The 18,883-nt window shown below is 66.3% G+C and carries 17 protein-coding genes and 1 pseudogene; 13 read left to right on the forward strand and 5 right to left on the reverse strand.

Translation table 11 applies throughout. The features are described from left to right. Nucleotides 1–9: 9 nt before the first annotated feature. From ACSFBL_RS22425 to ACSFBL_RS22440, 4 genes are read left to right on the forward strand one after another with little or no spacing between them, the layout of a single operon-like run. Complete coding sequence (locus ACSFBL_RS22425) at nucleotides 10–1,908, forward strand: TRAP transporter large permease (RefSeq protein WP_435518028.1); 1,899 nt, start codon at nucleotides 10–12, stop codon at nucleotides 1,906–1,908. Nucleotides 1,909–1,927: 19 nt separating this feature from the next. After that, nucleotides 1,928–3,028 (forward strand): LacI family DNA-binding transcriptional regulator, encoded by a 1,101-nt coding sequence (locus ACSFBL_RS22430; protein WP_435518029.1) that lies wholly within the window; start codon nucleotides 1,928–1,930, stop codon nucleotides 3,026–3,028. Then, nucleotides 3,025–4,050, forward strand: a complete 1,026-nt coding sequence (locus tag ACSFBL_RS22435; RefSeq protein ID WP_435518030.1) for an NAD(P)-dependent oxidoreductase — start codon at nucleotides 3,025–3,027, stop codon at nucleotides 4,048–4,050. The genes ACSFBL_RS22430 and ACSFBL_RS22435 overlap by 4 nt, the downstream gene beginning before the upstream one ends. A 13-nt stretch (nucleotides 4,051–4,063) precedes the next feature. Beyond that, nucleotides 4,064–4,879, forward strand: a complete 816-nt coding sequence (locus tag ACSFBL_RS22440) for an amidohydrolase family protein (RefSeq protein ID WP_435518031.1) — start codon at nucleotides 4,064–4,066, stop codon at nucleotides 4,877–4,879. 6 nt (nucleotides 4,880–4,885) lie between these two features. On the opposite strand, the gene ACSFBL_RS22445 is transcribed toward ACSFBL_RS22440, so the two are convergent. After that, nucleotides 4,886–5,638, reverse strand: a complete 753-nt coding sequence (locus tag ACSFBL_RS22445) for a GntR family transcriptional regulator (RefSeq protein ID WP_435518032.1) — start codon at nucleotides 5,636–5,638, stop codon at nucleotides 4,886–4,888. Nucleotides 5,639–5,797: 159 nt separating this feature from the next. On the opposite strand from ACSFBL_RS22445, the gene ACSFBL_RS22450 reads away from it, so the two are divergent. From ACSFBL_RS22450 to ACSFBL_RS22490, 9 genes and pseudogenes are all read left to right on the forward strand, one after another. Beyond that, complete coding sequence (locus ACSFBL_RS22450; protein WP_435518033.1) at nucleotides 5,798–7,279, forward strand: mannitol dehydrogenase family protein; 1,482 nt, start codon at nucleotides 5,798–5,800, stop codon at nucleotides 7,277–7,279. 59 nt (nucleotides 7,280–7,338) lie between these two features. Next, nucleotides 7,339–8,356, forward strand: a pseudogene (locus tag ACSFBL_RS22455) (TRAP transporter substrate-binding protein). Nucleotides 8,357–8,390: 34 nt separating this feature from the next. Further along, a complete protein-coding gene (locus ACSFBL_RS22460) occupies nucleotides 8,391–10,250 on the forward strand; it encodes a TRAP transporter large permease (RefSeq protein WP_435518034.1) in 1,860 nt (619 codons plus the stop codon). A gap of 66 nt (nucleotides 10,251–10,316) precedes the next feature. Further along, a complete protein-coding gene (gene manD / locus ACSFBL_RS22465; protein WP_435518035.1) occupies nucleotides 10,317–11,525 on the forward strand; it encodes a D-mannonate dehydratase ManD in 1,209 nt (402 codons plus the stop codon). 51 nt (nucleotides 11,526–11,576) lie between these two features. Next, nucleotides 11,577–12,611, forward strand: a complete 1,035-nt coding sequence (locus ACSFBL_RS22470) for a Zn-dependent oxidoreductase (protein WP_435518036.1) — start codon at nucleotides 11,577–11,579, stop codon at nucleotides 12,609–12,611. Between the two features lie 131 nt (nucleotides 12,612–12,742). Then, nucleotides 12,743–13,564 carry a substrate-binding periplasmic protein gene (locus ACSFBL_RS22475; RefSeq protein ID WP_435518126.1) on the forward strand — a complete coding sequence of 274 codons (822 nt, stop codon included), beginning with the start codon at nucleotides 12,743–12,745 and terminating at the stop codon, nucleotides 13,562–13,564. A 16-nt stretch (nucleotides 13,565–13,580) separates the two neighbouring features. Continuing rightward, nucleotides 13,581–14,246: an amino acid ABC transporter permease gene (locus ACSFBL_RS22480; RefSeq protein ID WP_435518037.1), complete on the forward strand. Its 666-nt coding sequence runs from the start codon at nucleotides 13,581–13,583 to the stop codon at nucleotides 14,244–14,246. After that, the gene (locus tag ACSFBL_RS22485) at nucleotides 14,243–14,902 is read left to right on the forward strand and encodes an amino acid ABC transporter permease (RefSeq protein WP_435518038.1); all 660 of its coding nucleotides are present in this window, start codon (nucleotides 14,243–14,245) and stop codon (nucleotides 14,900–14,902) included. The genes ACSFBL_RS22480 and ACSFBL_RS22485 overlap by 4 nt, the downstream gene beginning before the upstream one ends. Further along, nucleotides 14,899–15,672, forward strand: coding sequence for an amino acid ABC transporter ATP-binding protein (locus tag ACSFBL_RS22490; RefSeq protein ID WP_435518039.1), 774 nt, complete (start codon nucleotides 14,899–14,901; stop codon nucleotides 15,670–15,672). The genes ACSFBL_RS22485 and ACSFBL_RS22490 overlap by 4 nt, the downstream gene beginning before the upstream one ends. A gap of 3 nt (nucleotides 15,673–15,675) precedes the next feature. Here ACSFBL_RS22490 and ACSFBL_RS22495 read toward each other — a convergent pair whose 3' ends face one another. The 4 genes from ACSFBL_RS22495 to ACSFBL_RS22510 form a co-directional block, all read right to left on the reverse strand. Then, entirely contained in the window at nucleotides 15,676–16,518 is an 843-nt protein-coding gene (locus tag ACSFBL_RS22495) for an ABC transporter substrate-binding protein (protein ID WP_435518040.1), read from the reverse strand. Between the two features lie 48 nt (nucleotides 16,519–16,566). Beyond that, entirely contained in the window at nucleotides 16,567–17,301 is a 735-nt protein-coding gene (locus ACSFBL_RS22500) for an amino acid ABC transporter ATP-binding protein (protein ID WP_435518041.1), read from the reverse strand. A 95-nt stretch (nucleotides 17,302–17,396) separates the two neighbouring features. Continuing rightward, nucleotides 17,397–18,155 (reverse strand): amino acid ABC transporter permease, encoded by a 759-nt coding sequence (locus tag ACSFBL_RS22505; protein ID WP_435518042.1) that lies wholly within the window; start codon nucleotides 18,153–18,155, stop codon nucleotides 17,397–17,399. Nucleotides 18,156–18,158: 3 nt separating this feature from the next. Beyond that, nucleotides 18,159–18,860 carry an amino acid ABC transporter permease gene (locus ACSFBL_RS22510; protein ID WP_435518043.1) on the reverse strand — a complete coding sequence of 234 codons (702 nt, stop codon included), beginning with the start codon at nucleotides 18,858–18,860 and terminating at the stop codon, nucleotides 18,159–18,161. Nucleotides 18,861–18,883 lie beyond the last annotated feature (23 nt).

Consider the following 18,883-nt stretch of genomic DNA (forward strand, 5'->3'; position numbering starts at 1 on the left):
GATCCTTCGATGTCCGCAGACCTTGCAGCCGCCCTGCCCCATTCCGCCGCGCTGCCGGCCTGGGGCTTTCGTCATGACACGCATCCCGGCCGCTTTCTGGCCCTGTTGACGCGCTACATCGAGTATCTGTCCGGCGTGGTGTTGGCGGTGGACGTGTTGGTGGTGTTCCTGTCGGTGATCTATCGCTATGTGCTGCACGACCCGGTCGACTGGGCCGAGGAAGTCGCGCGAGCGCTGATGATCGTGCTGGTGTTCTTCGGCGCCGCGACGGTGCTCGCGCGCAGCCAGCACGTCGGAGTCGACCTGTTCCGCCAGATGCTGCCCGCGCGCTGGCAGCCAGCGTTGATACAGACCGCGCACTGGATCATCGCCGGCGTATCCGTCAGCCTTCTCCTGACATCGATCCTGCTGCTCATCGACTCGTACAGCCAGACCACGTCGCTCGGCCTGCCGCAATGGCTGTATGTCTATCCCGTGGTGGCCGGCAGCCTGTTCATGACCTTGTTCGGCGTGGCCAATGCGGTCAACGGCCCGGCACGCGTCGTCTTCGGCACCTTGGCCGCAAGCATCGTGATATTGGCGGCGGTGTTCGGCTGGAACGCGCTGATGCCTTCGCACGCCATCCCTCATGGCGTGCTGCTCGCAGCCGGGTTCGTCGGCAGCCTGGCGCTGGGCGTGCCCATCGGCTTCGTACTCGCCTTTTCGTCACTGCTCTATTTCCTGGCCGATCCGTCGCTGCCCATGCTGGTGTATGCGCAACAGGTGATGGCGGGCAGCGATCACTTCGTGCTGCTCGCCATCCCCTTCTTCGTGCTGGCGGGCCTGCTGATGGAATCCAACGGCATGTCCTCGCGCCTGATCGAGCTGCTGCTGCGGATCTTCGGCCGCGTGCGTGGCGGCCTGGGCCTCATCACCATCACGGCGACTGCGTTCTTCTCGGGCGTGTCGGGGTCCAAGCTGGCCGACATCGCCGCAGTAGGCGGCATCGTGATGCCCGCGGTGCGGCGCACGCGACAAGATCCCAACGAGGCGGCCGGCCTGCTGGCGTCGACCGCGATCATGGCCGAGACGATTCCGCCGTGCATCAACATGATCATCATGGGCTTCGTCGCGAACATCTCGATTGCCGGCCTCTTCATGGCGGGACTGGTGCCGGCAGCGGTCATGGCGCTGGCGCTGGCCGTGCTGGCCGTCGCCTTCGGCCGCAAGATCAATCCTGACGAAGCCTTCGCGTCGCGCACGCCGCTCCTGAAGCTGCTCGGCGGCGCACTGGTGGCGGTGGTCATGGTGGGCATGATCGGCAAGGGCGTGACGTCCGGCGTCGCAACGTCCACGGAGGTGTCGGCCTTCGCCGTGATCTATGCGCTCGTCGTGGGCAGCCTCGCGTTTCGCGAACTGAGCGTGAAAGCGCTTGCACGGCTGTTCGTCAAGTCGGCATCGATGGCGGGCAGCATCCTGTTCATCGTCGCGGCGGCGTCCAGCCTTTCGTTCGCGCTGACCATCGAGCAGATCCCTCAACTCGTCTCCAGCTCGATGATCGCGTTTGCGCACCAGTACGGCAGCGTGATGTTCATCCTGCTGTCGGTCCTGATGATGATCGTCTTCGGTGCCGTGCTCGAAGGCGCGCCGGCGCTGATCATCTTCGGGCCTCTGCTCACGCCGATCGCGCAGCAGCTCGGCATCAGCCCGCTGCACTTCGGGACGGTGATGGTGATCGCCATGGGCCTGGGCCTGTTTGCGCCGCCGATCGGCCTCGGTCTCTTCGCCACATGTGCTTTCACCGGGACGCAGGTGAAGGATGTCGCGCGCCCTATGATGAAGTACCTCGCCGTGCTGCTGGCGACGCTGGTCGTGCTGGTGCTCGTGCCTTCGTTCTCGCTGTGGCTACCCAGTCGGCTCGGCCTCTGATCGATACAGGAAATAGCGGATGACCACCATCCAGGACGTTGCCAGACACGCTGGCGTTTCGGTGAGCACCGTATCGAACGTGCTCAACGGGCGCGCCGACCGGATGCGCGCCGAAACGCTCGCGCGCGTCGAAGTCGCCATCGAGACGCTCGGGTTTCGGCCCAACAAGCTGGCGCAGCAGCTCAAGACGGGCCAGACCCCGCTCATCGGCCTGCTCGTACCGTCGATGACCAATCCCATGTACGGCTTCATTGCACGCGAGATCGAGAACGTGGCGCAGGAGCAATACGGCTACCGCCTGCTGATCGGCAGCACCTACCGCGACCGCGAGAAGGAAAGCGCCTTCTTCGACGACCTGATGTCGCAGGGCGTGCGGCGCGTCATCGTGATCTCCTCACTGGCCGACGAGCGGCACTTCGAACTGGCCGTCAAGAGCGGCATGGCGGTCGTGAGCTACGACCGTGGCGCCACGCCCGGCAAGCGGTCCGCCGTCGACCACGTCATGCCCGACAACTTCGAGGCGGCACGAATGGCCACGCAGCACCTCATCGACAAGGGACATCGGCAACTTGCGTTCGTGACCGTTGCCGGCATGACGATGAGCCGCAGCGCCAAGATCGACGGCTTCCACGCCGCGGCCAGCGCGGCGGGCCTCCAGCGTCAGGCGCAGGTGATCGACGGCGGGCCCCTGAACGAATACGGTGACGCCGTGATCGCAGAGGTCGGCCGCGCCACTGCGCTGAAGATCGCGGGCTCGACGCGCAGGCCGACGGGCATCGTCGCGCTCAACGACCTCATGGCGCTCGGGCTCATGGCGGGCCTGCGCGAAGCGGGCCTGGCGGTGCCGGCCGATGTGTCGCTCGTCGGCATCGACGGGCACTTCCTGTCGACGCTGTCCAATCCGATGCTGACCACGGTCGAGTTGCCGGTGCGCCAGATGGCGCGCGCGATGGTGCAACGCGTGATGCGAGGGAGCCCCGATGACAGCGACGACGAGCGCACGCTCGTTTTCGCGCCGACACAACTCGCAGAGCGCGAGTCGGTCGCCCCTGCACCTCCAGGTTCCGCCACACGGCGCACTTCCGCGAGCAGGGCCAAGGCGGAGAAATCGACGACATGACCATCGTCTTCGTCAGCCACCCGGCCGACAAGCTGGACCAGTATTTCGGCGCCCGGGCCGTGAAAGCGTTGACGGCCATCGCCGAGGCACGCTTCAACCCCCATGCCCGGGAGCTGCCAACGAGGGAACTCATTGCAGCGGCGGAAGGCTGCGACGCCATCATTGCCTATCGGCAGACCCCGGCACCCGAGGCAGTTTTCCGCGATTTGCCGGACCTGGCCGCCTTCCTGCGCTGTGCGGTGGACATCCGCACGATCGACGTCGCCGCTGCCAGCGCACACGGCGTACTCGTGACGCAGGCCAGCGCGGGCTACGTGCCGGCGGTGGCCGAATGGATCGTCGCGGCCATGATCGACCTGGGGCGCGGCATCAGCCGCTATGCCGATGCCTACCACCGCGGCGAACCGCCAACACCCTTCATGGGCCGCGAACTGCGCGGCTCGACGCTGGGCGTGATCGGCTACGGTCAGATTGCGCAATACCTCTGCAAGTTGGCCACGGCCCTCGGCATGAACGTGCAGGTGGCAACACCCGAACTCATCAACCGCCAGGACGGCCTGCAGCAGGTGCCCATGCAAACCCTGTTGGCCGCATCCGACTTTGTCGTGTGCCTGGCGCCGGCCAATGCGCAGACCGAAAACCTGATGGACGCGACCGCTTTCGCTGCCATGCGAGCGGACGCTTTCTTCATCAACGCCTCGCGCGGGGAGCTGGTCGATGAAGGCGCACTGCTCCACGCGCTGGAATCCGGGCACATCGCCGGGTGCGCCCTCGACGTGGGCCGCGCGCCCGACCAGATGCCGACACCCTCGTTGGCTGCCCACCCGCGCGTGCTTGCGACACCGCACATCGGCGGTCTGACGGCGCCGGCCACGGAACACCAGGCCATGGAGACGGTGTCTCAGCTGGCAAGGCTGCAGAAGGGCGAAGTTCCGGCCGGCGCGATCAATGCGGCGAACGCGACGCGACTGGCGGCCTGGCGCCGACGCGACCTCGCCGCGAGTTCGGCAACTTCCAAGTGAGCATCCATCCCGCATGAGCACATCACAGTCCTTCGATGGCGCGTGCGATTGCCACGTGCATGTCTATGACAGCGCCTATCCACTGGCGCCCACGGCCACTTTCACGCCGCCCGACGCGCCGGTTGTCGCCTACCGCGAAGTGCAGCGCGCGCTTGGGCTCACGCGCGTGGTCATCGTCCAGCCCACGGGCTATGGCTTCGACAATCGGTGCACGCTGTCGGCAGTGGAACAACTGGGATCCGGCGCGCGGGCGATCGCCGTGGTGCCCGAAGAGACGTCCGACGAAGAGTTGTCGCGCCTGCATCGTGCCGGCGTGCGCGGCATCCGCTACATGATGCTGGCGGGGGGATTGCTGCCCTGGTCGAGCCTGGCGTCGATGGCTTCGAGGATCGCGCCGCTGGGCTGGAACATCAACCTGCAACTCGACGGACGCGAACTGCCGCGGCACGAGGCCATGCTGGGCCGCCTGCCCTGCCGGCTCGTCATCGACCACATCGGCAAGTTCCTGGGGCCGACTTTGCCCGAGGACGACGGCTTTCTCGCGCTGCGCCGGCTGCTCGACAAGGGCAACTGCTGGATCAAGCTATCCGCACCCTACGAGAGTTCGCGCAGCGGGCCACCCGGCTACGAGGACGTGGCGCTGCTCGCGCGCACCCTGGCGCGGGACTTTCCGGATCGATGCCTTTGGGCCAGCAACTGGCCGCACCCCAACGTCAAGCCCGCACCGTCCGACACGCACCTTCTTGCATGGATGCTCGATGGCGTGGAGGACGAGGCAACGCGGCGCAAGATCCTCGTCGACAACCCTGCCGCGTTGTACGGGTTCTGAGAGCGATCAGTCGACGAAGTAAGCTTCCGGCGCCTGCTTGCGCAAGGCGGCGAGATGTTCGGTGATGTGGTTGATGTGGGAGGCCACGCTGGCACCCAGACCCGCCACGTCGCGCGACGCCATCTGGGCGAGCATCTGCTCGTGTTCCTGCAACGCGCGCTCGGCGTGCCCGGCGACGTGCCCGAGCAGCAGCCAGCGCACGCGATCGAACTGGCGCTTGATCGGTTCGAGCATGGTCCAGATATGTTCGCGGCCCGCGAACTCGAAGAGCCGGCGGTGCATCAGCTCGTCCAGCTCCGAGAAGCGGTCGATCTCGCCGCTTTCGACTGCGCTGCGCTGGCGCGCCACGATCTGCCCGAACTCCTTGAGCTGCTCCGGTGTGATGCTCTGTGCCAGTTGCACATGGTTGGCGCATTCGAGCGTGCTGCGCACGAACCGGCTTTCTTCGAGCAGCGACATGCGAACGGGCGCCACGAAGGTGCCCACCTGGCGATAGATCACCACCATCTGTTCTTCGGCCAGCTGCGCGAGCGCCTCCCGTACGGGCGTGCGGCTCACGTCGATCAGCTTCGAGATCGTGGCCTCGGACAGCGCCGTGCGCGGCGGCAGGGCGCCACGCACGATGGCGTCGCGCAGCTGGTCGTGCACCTGGGAGGTATAGGAGCGCTCAGGGTCGATTGTGAAACCGTTGAGCGCGGCGACGAGGGGGCCCTCGGTACGTGCCGTGTCAGTTTTCTGCGGATCGAGGGCGCGAGGCATGTCAGATAGGTTGGTAGAGGGTCAGTGCCATGGTAGAGCACTAAATATTCTTAGCCCGTCAGGGTTTCCCCGCTCTTTTTGCCAGGGAATGTCTCCATAGACTCGACTCACGCCCCAGAACTACCATGGTACTGTGGTGAATCAAGGAGACAAGATCCCATGCCCTCGGCATCCAATTCGATCGAAGAGCGGTTGTCGCAGCACACGCTGCCGGGCCTCGCGGCGCGGGCGACCTTGCCGGCCTACGACCGATCTCGATTGGCGACGGGCATCGTCCACCTGGGCTTGGGCGCCTTTCACCGGGCTCACCAGGCCCTCTACACCGAGTCGGTGGTCGCCCAGGGCGACAAGCGCTGGGGCATCGTCGGCGTCAGCCTGCGTGACCCCGGTGTCGCCGACACCCTGGCAGCGCAGGACCACCTGTATTCGGTGACCGAGCGCCATGGTGATGAGGCCCGCACCCGCGTGGTCGGCGTCGTACGGGCGGCCTTGTTCGCGCCGAGACAGCTGGATGCGGTGATCGCCGCCATCGCCGATCCAGCGACGAGCATCGTCAGCACCACCGTCACCGAGAAGGGCTACAGCCAGCATCCGGGCAGCGCCGACCTCGACCTGGACGACCCCGCCGTGCGACGCGACATCGCGAATCCGGACACCCCCGGCACCACCTTGGGCGTGCTGGCCGCCGGCATCCGTCGCCGCCCGGACGATGCGCCGCTGACGCTGGTGTGCTGCGACAACATGGCCGGCAACGGCGACACGCTGCGCAAGTTGCTGGTGCAGTACGCGGAGCAGTTCGACAAGCCGCTGGCCCGTCGCATCCAGACACAGGTGGGCTGCCCCAACAGCATGGTCGATCGCATCGTGCCCGCCGCAACGCCGGATTCGCTCGCCTGGGCCTCGGCCCGGCTCGGCGTCCGCGACGAGGCCGCGATCGTCTGCGAGCCCTTCACCCAATGGGTGATCGAAGACCGCTTCGCCGGTCCCCGCCCCGCCTGGGAGGATGCCGGCGCCCTGCTGACCGACGACGTGCGCCCCTACCAGGCGATGAAGCTGCGCTTGCTGAACGGTACGCACTCGGCCATCGCCTATGCCGGCCAGCTTTGCGGGCTGGAGAGCGTGTCCGACGCCATGGCCGACCCGCTGGTCGGCGGCTTCGCGCGGCGCCTGATGCTGGAAGACCTTCGCGCCACCGTCGTCGCACCCGCGGGCTACGACGTGCTGGCCTACTGCCATGAGCTCCTCCGCCGCTTCGAGAACCCCTCCCTCGCGCACCGCACGCAGCAGATCGCCATGGACGGCACGCAGAAGGTGCCGGTGCGCTGGCTGCCCGCGCTGCGCGAAAGCGGCGTCGACGGCGTCGAACGGCCGATGCTGGAGCGCGCCCTGGCGGCCTGGCTCCACTACCTGGCGCGCGGCTGTGGCGACAGCGGTGCGCCACTGACCATCAGCGACCCCGGCGCCGAAGCACTGGCGAGACGCCTGCGCTCGGCGGCCAGCGACAGCGATGCGATCCATGCCGCCTTCGCGCACGAGCCGGTCTTCGGCCATGCGCCTTGGCCGCCCGCGCTGGCGGCCCGCCTGGCCCGGCATCTCGGAACGCTCCGGCACGGCGGCATGGCTGCACTGCTCGCTGCCTGACCTCACCGCCGCTTTCATTCGCACCCGACCGATCACCCGACAAATCAACGGAGACTTCAATGACCTTCGCGCCCACCCGCCGCCAATTCGGCACCACCCTCGCCGCTGCCGGCATGGCCGCCGCCCTGCCCCGCTTCGCCTTCGCACAGAGCGAGATCAAGCTCAAGTACGGCACCGCCCTTTCCGGCGGACCACCCGGGCAGCCTGCGCATCAAGGAAGCGGCCGAGGCGATCCGCAAGGACACGGGCGGCAAGGTCGACCTGCAGGTCTATCCGACCAGCCAGCTCGGCAGCGAGCCGGACATGATCTCGCAGGTGCGCGCAGGGGCCATCGACATCATGTCCACCGCCGGAACGAACCTGCAGACGCTGGTGCCGACCGCGGGCATCAACGGCGTGGCCTTCGCCTTCAAGGACTATGACGTCGTCTGGGCCGCGATGGACGGCGACCTCGGCGCCTACGTTCGTGCCGCTCTCGCCAAGGTCAACCTGTATGCCTACGAGAAATGCCTCGACAACGGCTATCGCAACATCACCTCGGCCACCAAGCCCATCGCCACGCCGGCGGACCTGAAGGGCTTCAAGATCCGCGTGCCGGGCATTCCGATCTGGATCTCGATGTTCAAGGCGCTGGGCGCATCGCCGACCGCGATCCCCTTCGGCGAGCTCTATTCGTCGCTGCAGACCAAGGTCGTCGACGGCCAGGAAAACCCGCTCGCCCTGATCCAGAGCGCCAAGCTCTACGAAGTGCAGAAGTATTGCGCGCTGACGGCCCACACGTGGGATGGCCACTTCATCTTCGGCAACGCGAAGAAGCTGCAAGCCTTGCCCAAGGAAGTGCAGGAATCGCTGTCGAAGAACCTCAACGCGGCCGCCCTGAAGCAGCGCGAGGACATCGCCAAGCTCAACGCCGACGCGCAGGCCCAGCTGACCAAGCTCGGCGTGACTTTCAACAAGCCGGACCCGGCACCCTTCCGCGACATGCTCAAGACCGCCGGCTTCTACACGGAGTGGAAGAACAAGTACGGCGACGAGGCCTGGGCCAAGCTCGAGAAGTACTCGGGCAAGCTCGTCTGACGACGGCGAACATCAAGAACGACTGGAGCGCGCCATGCAGTCCACCGTCGACCCCCTCGACATCGTCCCGCCCGCCACATCGAACTGGTTCGACCGGCTGCTGGCTTGGGTGACCGAAGTGCCGGCAGCCGCGATCGTCGTCGCCGAGATCCTGATCCTCGGCGGCGGCGCGTTCGCGCGCTATGCGCTGCACGAGCCGCTAACCTGGACCGACGAACTCGCCAGCATCCTCTTCCTGTGGCTGGCGATGCTCGGCTCCTGCATTGCGCTGCGCCGCGCCGCCCACATGCACCTGACCACCTTCATCAAGGACCTGCCCGCCGCCAAGCGCGCGTGGCTCGACGCCTTCGGCATGTGCCTGGTGGTCGGCTTCCTGCTGATGCTCGCCGGACCGGCGTGGGAACACTGGCATGAGGAGATGGACGTTTCGACGCCCGTGCTGGGCCTGAGCGAAGGATGGCGTGCGGGCGCGGTGTGCGCGGGTGCGTTCCTGATGCTCGTCACGGCGGTCGCGCGGCTGGTCGAGCATGCGAACTGGAAGCAGATCGCCGTCTGCGGCGGGACGGTGGCCCTCCTGGGGGGCGCGCTGTGGCTGCTGTCGCCGGCACTCGCGACGCTCGGCAACATCAACCTGATCATCTTCTTCCTGCTGATGCTGGTCGGCTGCATCGTGATCGGCGTCCCGATCGCGTTCGCCTTCGGGCTCGCGACGATGTGCTATCTCACCTTCTCGACGCCGACGCCGATGTCGCTCATGCCCAACCGGATGCAGGAAGGCATGTCGCACCTGATCCTGCTGGCGGTGCCGCTGTTCGTGTTCCTCGGCTCGCTCATCGAGATGACGGGCCTGGCGCGCGCGATGATCAACTTCCTGGTCAGCCTGATCGGCCATGTGCGCGGCGGATTGCAATACGTGCTGCTGGGCGCGATGTACATCGTGTCGGGCATCTCGGGCGCCAAGGCGGCCGACATGGCGGCAGTTGCCCCGGCGCTGTTCCCCGAGATGAAGAAGCGCGGCAGCAAGGACGGCGACCTCATCGGCCTGCTGTCGGCTTCGGGCGCCATGTCGGAGACCATTCCGCCGAGCATCGTGCTGATCACGGTCGGCTCGGTCACGGGCGTGTCGATCACCTCGCTGTTCGTCGGTGGCCTGATGCCCGCGGTCGTCGGCCTGGTGCTGATGGCGATCGTGGTCTGGTGGCAGACGCGTCGCGAGGACATGTCCGGCGTCACCAAGGCAACGGGTGCGCAGATCGGGAAGCTCCTGCTGGTGGCGCTGCCGGCGCTCGCATTGCCGGTGATCATCCGCACGGCGGTGGTCGAAGGCGTCGCCACCGCCACCGAAGTGTCGACCATCGGCATCTTCTACACGCTGCTGGCGGGCCTCTTCATCTACCGGCAGTTCGACTGGCGCCGCATCTATCCGATGCTGCTCGACACCGCCTCGCTGTCGGGCGCGATCCTGCTGATTGTCGGATGCGCCACGGCGATGGCATGGGCGCTGACGCAGTCCGGTTTCGCGCAGGACCTCGTGAAGTTCATGACTGCCGTGCCCGGCGGCAAGATGGGCTTCCTGCTGGTCTCGGCGCTGGCCTTCGTCGTGCTCGGCAGCCTGCTCGAAGGCATTCCCGCCATCGTGCTGTTCGGCCCGCTCCTCTTCCCCATCGCCAAGCTGGTCGGCGTCAACGAAGTGCACTACGCGATGGTCGTGATCTTCGCGATGGGCCTCGGACTCTTCGCACCACCTTTCGGTGTCGGCTTCTACGCGGCCTGCGCCATCGGACGCGTGTCGCCCGACGTCGCGATGCCGCGCGTATGGCCGCACATGGCGGCGCTCTTCGTCGCCTTGCTGCTGCTGGTCTTCGTGCCCTGGTTCTCGATCGGCTTCCTTTAGCCCGCCGCATCAGCCGCTCGACGAGCGGCAACCCGCCGACATCCCTCTCACCTCCTGGAGACTGAATTGAAGATCGAACGCATCCAGACCATCGTCACCTGCCCGGGCCGCAACTTCGTCACCGTCAAGATCGTCACCGACGAAGGCGTGGTCGGGTTGGGCGACGCCACGCTCAATGGCCGCGAACTCGCGGTCAAGGCCTACCTCGACGAACACGTGTTCCCCTGCCTCATCGGCCGCGATCCGCGCAACATCGAGGACATCTGGCAGTACCTCTACCGTGGCGCCTACTGGCGGCGCGGCCCGGTGACGATGACCGCCATCGCGGCCATCGACATGGCGCTCTGGGACATCAAGGGCAAGCTTGCCGGCATGCCGGTGTACCAGCTGCTGGGCGGCAAGAGCCGCGACGGCCTCATGGTCTACGGCCACGCAAACGGCCGCGACCACGCCGAGGCCGTCGAGGCGGTGCAGAAGCACATGGAGGAAGGCTTCAAGGCCATCCGCGTCCAGTCCGGCGTGCCCGGGCTAGAGAAGACCTATGGAGTCGGAAAGACCAAGGGCTTCTACGAGCCGGCCGAAAAGGGCCTGCCGCCCGAAGAACCCTGGGACACGTCGCTCTACCTGCGCCATACGCCAGAGCTGTTCCGCAAGGTGCGCGAGGCGATCGGCTTCGATACGCACCTGCTGCACGACGCCCACCATCGACTGACGCCGATCGAAGCTGGCCGCCTCGGCAAGGAGCTCGAGCCCTACAGCCTGTTCTGGATCGAGGACGCGACGCCGGCCGAGAACCAGGAAGCCTTTCGCCTGATCCGGCAGCACACGACCACGCCGCTGGCGATCGGCGAGGTCTTCAATTCGATCTGGGACTGCAAGGACCTCATCAGCGAGCAGCTGATCGACTACATCCGTTCGACCATCACGCATGCCGGCGGCATCACGCACGTGCGCCGAATCGCCGACTTCGCGGCCATGTACCAGGTGCGGACCGGCTTCCATGGCGCGACCGACCTGTCGCCGGTGTGCATGGCCGCGGCCGTGAACTTCGGCCTGTGGGTGCCCAACTTCGGCATCCAGGAACAGATGCCGCACACGCCGCTCACCGACGAGGTGTTCCCGCACAACTACCGCTACGAGGACGGCTACCTGGTCATGGACGAAGTGCCGGGCCTCGGCGTCGACATCGATGAAGAGCTCGCGGCGAAGTACCCGTACGAGCGGGCCTACCTGCCGGTCGCGCGGCTGCGCGACGGCTCGATGTGGAACTGGTGACCGGCGGCCCGAGCCTTCCAAAACAGCGCAAGAAAACACAAGGACTCCATCATGCTCAGCGTCGTCGTCGATCAACCCAACAGCATGGCCGTCGTCGAACGACCCATGCCCGAGCCCGAGGCCGGCGAGGTGCGCGTGCGCGTGCGCTTCGCGGGCATCTGCGGCTCCGACCTGCACATCTTCCACGGGCAGAACCCGTTCGTCGCCTACCCGCGCGTCATCGGCCACGAGTTCGTCGGCCGCATCGAATCGGTCGGCGCCGGCGTCAGCGCTTCGCGCATCGGCGAGACGGTGGTGGTGGATCCGGTCATCAGTTGCGGCCAATGCCATGCGTGCCTGATCGGACGGCAGAACGTGTGCAGCCGCCTTCAGGTGATCGGCGTGCATCGCGACGGCGGCTTCAGCCAGTACGCCTGCGCGCCGGAAAAGAACGCCTATGTCGTGCCGAAGGGCCTGGCCGACGCCAGCGCGTCGGTGATCGAGCCCTTTGCGGTGGCGGCGAACGTCACCAGCCGTACCGGCGTGTTCCCCAGCGATGTCGCGCTCATCTACGGCGCCGGACCGGTCGGGCTCAACCTGATGCAGGTGCTCAAGCGCGTCTACGGCATTCGCGCCTTCATCACCGATCACTTCGACGAGCGATTGGCCCTGGCGCTGCAATGCGGCGCGGCAGAGGACGAAATCATCAACACCTCGCGCGAGCCATTGGCCGAAGCGCTGGCCAAGCGCGGCGTCGAAGGCGGGCCGACCCTGATCTACGACGCGGTGTGCCATCCATCGATCCTCGAAGAGGCGGTCCGCATCGCCGCGCCGGCCGGCCGCATCGGCGTGCTCGGCTTCTCGTCCACGCCTTCGGCCATCCCGCAGCAGGAGCTGACGAAAAAGGAGCTGACGCTGTACGCCTCGCGCCTGAACTGCGCGATGTTCCCGACGGTGATCGACTGGATCACACGCGGGCTGGTCGACCCCGGCCGCATCATCAGCCACAAGGTCGACTTCCGGGACGTGGCCGGCGCCTTCGACATCGCGGAGCGCAACCCCCGCTACAGCTGCAAGGTGCTGCTCGACTTCGGTGTCGACGCCTGAGTACGACGGCATAGCTCGCGTTGATACCGATACGGGTGCCCGACGCGGCCCCCTAGAATTTTCGAGGCGCACACGGCGTCGACAACAAAAGGAGACAAGACATGACGTTCCCCTCGCTTCCGCTCTCGCGCATGCGCCTGTCGGCTCTGGTCGCCGGCGCGGTCCTGCTGGGCGCCAGCCTGCATGCATCGGCACAGTCCGTGCCCGCGCCGGGTGCCAGTCCGCGCATCGATGCCATCAAGAAGTCGGGCGTGCTGCGTGTCGCGGTCCTGTCGAATCCGCCATGGCTGGTCGAGAACACCACCGGCTCGGGCGATGCATGGGCCGGGCCGGCGTGGCTGCTTGCCGTTGAGTCCGCCAGGCAACTGGGCGTGAAGCTCCAGCCGGTTCCGGTGTCGCACGAGACCAAGGTGCCGGTGCTGGCCTCGAACCAGGCCGACATCACGATCTCGCCGCTCTCCGTCACGCCCGAGCGGCTGAAGGCGGTCGACTTCGTCACCTATTCGAAGACCGCGCTCTGCGTGTTCGGTCGCGCCGACAACCCGAAGGTCGCGAACGCCAAGTCGATCGACGAGTTCAACAATCCTTCCATCACCGTCGCGTATTTCACCGGCGGCGGCGAGGAGAACTGGGTCAAGAAGCGCTTCCCCAACGCCAAGCTGCGCGGTGTGTCGACCGCCGGCACCGCGGCGCCGGTCGAGGAGATCATGGCCAAGCGCGCCGACGTGACGCCGATCAACCGCGTGCCATGGCAGGCGCTGAATCGCAAGGTCAAGGGCCTCAAGGCGCTGCCGGAGGGCAACAACTGCCAGGACAGCACCGAGATGGCGACACCGATCGGCCTGGCCATCGACAAGAACCAGCCCGAGTTCCTGAACTGGCTCAAGAGCGTCAGCGACGGCATGAAGGCCAAGCTCGACGCCGACGAGGCGCGCATCATCTCCACGATGTAGGTCGATCCGTCTCGCGATGGAATTCGACTTCTCGCCGCTCATCGACAGCTGGCAGTACCTGCTGGGCGGACTCGGCATCACGCTGCTGCTGTCGGTGCTGAGCGCCGCCAGCGCGCTGGTGCTGGGCACCGCGCTCGGCCTCGGCCGCGTCTACGGCCCGGCATGGCTGCGCATCCCCATCGTGTTCTACATCGACACCCAGCGCGCCATCCCGGTGCTGGTGATCCTGGTGTGGTTCTATTTCGCGGTGCCGATCCTCACTGGCGTGAGCTTCCATCCGATCTGGGCTGCGCTCATCGCGCTGTCGCTGCACATCGCCGCCTACGTGGCGGAAATCGTCCGCGCCGGCATCGAATCGATCCGCCCGGGCCAGGTGCGTGCGGCGCTGGCGTTGGGCATGTCGCGTGCGCAGATCGTGCGCAAGGTGGTGTTGCCGCAGGCCCTGGTGCGCATGCTGCCGGCGTTCGGCTCGATCCTGTCGATCACGATCAAGGACACCGCCATCGCCACCGTGATTGCCGTGCCCGAACTCATGAAGCGCGCCGAGACCATCGCCGGCCAAAGCTACCGGCCGATCGAGGTGTTCACGGTCACGGCAATCATCTACTTCATCATCCTGTTCCCGTGCACGCGGCTGATCGACGTGCTGTACCGGCGCGTCGCGCACCTGGGCCGCTCATGAACCTCGACTGGAGCATCGTCTGGACGCACCGTGCCGACCTGCTGCACGGTGCACTGCTCACGGTGGTCCTGACCGTGCTGACGATGCTGGTGGCGGTGCCGGCCGGCATCCTGCTGGCGCTGATGCGGCTGTCGCATTCGAAACCGCTGTCAGCGCTGAGCCACTGGTTCGTCGAGTTCTTCCGAAACCTGCCGTTAATCCTCGTGGTGTACTGGGCCTTCTACGTGATGCCGGTCCTGCTCCACATCGAGTTCTCCGCCTTCACGACCGGGCTGGTGGCCCTGTGCCTGAACGTCTCGGCCTACAACGCCGAGACCTTTCGCGCCGGCATCAACTCCATCCGCAAAGGGCAGACCGAAGCCGCCATCGCCATCGGCATGAGCCGCTGGCAGGCAATGCGCAAGATCGTGATCCCGCAGGCCTGGCGGCGCGTGCTGCCGGTGCTGGCGAGCACCTGGGTGTCGCTCTTCAAGGACACCTCGCTGGTGTCGGTGATCGCCGTGGGCGAACTCGCGCACGTCGCGCTGCAGATCCGCTCCCAGAGTTTTCGCGTGCTGGAGATGCTGACCGCCATGGCGGCCATCTACTGGCTCATGGGCTACCCGCAGGCCAAGCTGGTCGACTGGATTCAGAAGAAGTTCGAGGTCAAGGAATGAACGCTGCCACACTGCGCAAGGGCTCGCACCTGCCGCCCGTCGTGGTCTACGACAACGTGCGCAAGTGCTATGGCAGCTTCGTCGCGATCGACGGCGTGTCGGTGCAGGTCAACAAGGGCGAGGTGCTCTGCCTGATCGGCCCGTCGGGCTCCGGCAAGTCGACCCTGCTGCGCTGTACCAACGCGCTCGAAGTGGTGGATGGCGGGCGCGTGCTGTTCGACGGCGAGCCCCTGCCCGCGCAGGAAAGCGAGGCGCGCAAGGTGCGCCGGCGCATGGGCATGGTGTTCCAGAACTTCGAGTTGTTTCCGCACAAGAGTGCGCTCGACAACGTGGCGATCGGTCCGATCACCGTGCTGGGCATGCCCGAGAAGGAAGCTCGCGCACGCGCCATGGCCTTGCTCGACAAGGTCGGCCTGGCCAGCAAGGCCAACAACTTCCCGAGCGGCCTGTCAGGCGGCCAGCAGCAGCGGGTCGCGATTGCACGCGCGCTGGCGATGGAGCCCGAGGTCATGCTCTTCGACGAGCCGACCTCCGCGCTCGACCCCGAGACCATCGGCGAAGTCCTCAACGTCATGAAGCGGCTGGCCGACGAAGGCATGACGATGGTCGTCGTCACGCACGAGATGGCCTTCGCGCAGCGCGTCGCCAACTGGGTCGTCGTGTTCGACCACGGCAAGGTCGTCGAGCAGGGGCCGCCCGAGCAGGTCTTCAACGCGCCCACGGCCGAGCGGACGCGCGATTTCCTGGGGCACCTCGGCTGGAACGGCTGAGCCTTACGGGAGCAGTTCGAACTTCAGCTCGGCGAGCGGGGTGACCTTCTCGTCCCGGGTCAGCTTGTACTCGGTGTTCGGCCCCAGCCACTTGGCCCAGAGCTTGTCGATCTCGCCGGACTTGTCGAGCGCATAGAGCGCGGCGTTGACCTTGGCCAGCAGCACCGGCTCGTCCTTCTTCATGCCGATGCCGATCGGCTGGAACACCATCGGCTCCTTGATCATCTTGAGCTCGACGCCGCCGCTCTTCGACTGGTTGACGAGCTTGGTGATGGTCATGGTGTTGGCCACCATGCCGACGGACTTGTTCTGCTGCACGGCCATGAAGGCGGAACCCGTGTCCTGGAAGGTCACCGGCTCGGAGCCGTTCATCTTGATCGACAGCTCCGACGTCGAGCCCTTGGTCGAGCTCAGGCGCTTGCCCTTGAAGTCGGCCTTGCTGGTGCCGGGGTCGGAGGCCTTCACCGCGAGCATTTCCTTGGCGATGTAGTACGGGTCGCTGAACTGGATCTGCTCGCCGCGGCTCTTGGTGTAGGCCAGGTTGGCCACCGTCACGTCGACGCGACCGAGCTTGACCTCCGGCACGCGCGCCTCGACCGACAGCGGCGTGACCTTGGCGGTCAGGCCGAGCTGCTTCGCGAGGGCGTTGCAGAGGTCGACGTCGAAGCCCACCATCTCGCGCGTCTTGGGGTCCGGCGCCGCAAATGGCGGCACGTCGGCGAAGGTGCCGCACTTCAGCTCCTTGCGCTGGCCGATCTCGTCCCATTGGTCCGCTTGGGCCATCAGGCTCAACGATGAAAGGCAACAGCCGAGGACGGCGATGCGCAAAGCGGTTTTCTTCGACATGGTGAACTCCAGGTGGATGGTTGAACGAAAGAGGGGTGCGCGTCGTGGTCAGTGGGCCCGCAGGTCCGACAGGAAGCGCTTGGCGCGCGGATGCTGCGGGCTGCTGAAGAAGGCTTCCGGCTCGGCCTTCTCGAGGATCTGGCCGGCGTCCATGAACCAGACGCGATCCGCCACCTCGCGGGCGAAGTTCATCTCGTGCGTGACGCACATCATGGTCATCCCCTCGTTGGCAAGACTGCGCATGACCGACAGCACCTCGCCCACCATCTCGGGGTCGAGCGCGCTCGTGGGCTCGTCGAAGAGCATGGCCGGCGGCTCCATCGCGAGCGCCCGCGCGATGGCGACCCGCTGCTGCTGGCCGCCCGAGAGTTGCGCGGGATAGGCACCCGCCTTGTTCGCAAGCCCCACGCGTTCGAGCAGCTCCGTCGCCTTGTCTCGCGCCGCGGCCCGCTTCACGCCGAGCACGCGCATCGGCGACAGCATGATGTTCTCCAGCACCGAAAGGTGCGGGAACAGGTTGAAGCTCTGGAACACGAAGCCGATGCGGCTGCGCAGGCGATTCAACGCGACGCTGCTCATCGGCGCATGGATGTCGTGGCCGTCGAAAAGCAGCTGGCCCGACTTGACCTCCTCCAGCCGGTTGACCGTGCGGATGAGGGTCGACTTGCCCGAGCCCGAAGGTCCGCAGACCACGACGACCTCGCCCTTCTTCACCTCGGCGTTGACGTCCGTGAGGGCCTGGTAGTCGCCGTACCACTTGTTGATGTTGGAAAACAGAATCATGGGGGTGTCCTCTGCGGCGCCTTGCGGACTGCCTGGGCCTGGGGCGGGTTTCATGGGTCTGTCTCCTTGTAGGGTCGATGGCCGTCTGTGCGGCCTCAGGGATTGGCCACCACAGGGGGCGGCAGCGAGATGTCGCCTTCGGCAACCTTGATCGCCGCGGCACCGAGGCGCTTGTGGGCGATGCGGCGTTCCAGCCATTGCGCCAGCTGGGTCAGGCTGAAGCACACCACGTAGAAGGTCATCGCGAGGATGAAGAACACCTGGAAGGGCTTGGTCAGCAACTGGTTGTTGATCTGGTTCGCCGCGAAGGTGAGTTCCTGCACGTTGATCACGTAGCCGAGCGTCGTTTCCTTGATGGTGGAGATGAACTGGCTCAGCATGCTCGGCAGCATGTTGTAGAGCGCCTGGGGCAGGATCACGTACCACATGGTCCCCAGGTGGCTGTGGCCCAGGGCCCGTGCGGCCTCGCCCTGCCCCTTCGGCAATGCCTGGATGCCGGCGCGGACCACTTCAGACAGGTAGGCGCCCTCGTAGAGCACCAGCGTGCACAACATGGTCGTGAAGCCCGAGACTTCGCGCCCGATCAGGATCGGCACGAGGAAGTAGACCCAGAGGATCACCATCAGCAGCGGCACGCCGCGCACCACGTAGACCAGCACGGCCGCGGGCCAGCTCAGCAGCCGCCAGGGCGACAGCCGGGCGAGCGCCAGCAGCACGGACAGCGGAAAGGCGAGCGTGATTCCCAGCACCGACAGGATCAGGGTTGCGGCGATGCCGCCCAGCGGCCCGTTGGGATACTGGCCGATGAGCAGCAGCAGCCAGTTGTCGCGCAGGATCTCAAAGACGCTGTACATGGCTTACCTCGCCCCTGCGATGCGGTAGCGCCTGGCAACGCCGGCGCCGATGATCATGATGCCCAGCGACAGCACCAGGTACAGCACCGTCGCCACGCTGTAGGCCTCGAAGGCGCGGAAGCTCTGGCTTTCGACTTCCTTCACCGCGTGGGTCAGTTCCGCCACGCCGATGGCCATGGCCAGGCTGCTGTTCTTGAAGAGCGACACGCTGTGATTGACCAGCGCCGGGATCGCGTTGCGGATCGCCTGCGGCAGCATGACGTAGCGCATCGAGCCGATGTGGCCATGGCCGAGTGCCCGCGCAGCCTCGGCCTGCCCGCCGGGAATGGAGCGGAGACCCGAGCGCATGTCCTCGCTGAAGTACGCTGCCTGGCAAAGGCCCAGGGCGACGACCGAGATGATCGCCTCGCCGTTGTGGTCGGACAACCAGGCCTGGAAGCCATCGGGCAGCAGGCTGACGATGCCGAAGTACCACAGCATCAGTTGCACCAGGGTCGGCACGTTGCGGTGATAGGAAACGTACGCGGCGACGGCGCGCTCCGCGATGCGGTTGGACGTCAGCCGGACCACCAGCAGCACGATCGCGATCGCCATGGCCAGCAGCCATGAGCCGGCCGCGATCTTCAGCGTCATTTCAACGCCGTGCAGCAGCATGGCGCCGAACTCCGGCTTCAGCAGGACGGCCATCAGGTCGAAGTCTTTCATGCCCGTGCCCTTGTTGTGTAAGT

The organism is Variovorax glacialis (assembly GCF_051216375.1).
GTDB lineage: Bacteria > Pseudomonadota > Gammaproteobacteria > Burkholderiales > Burkholderiaceae_C > Variovorax.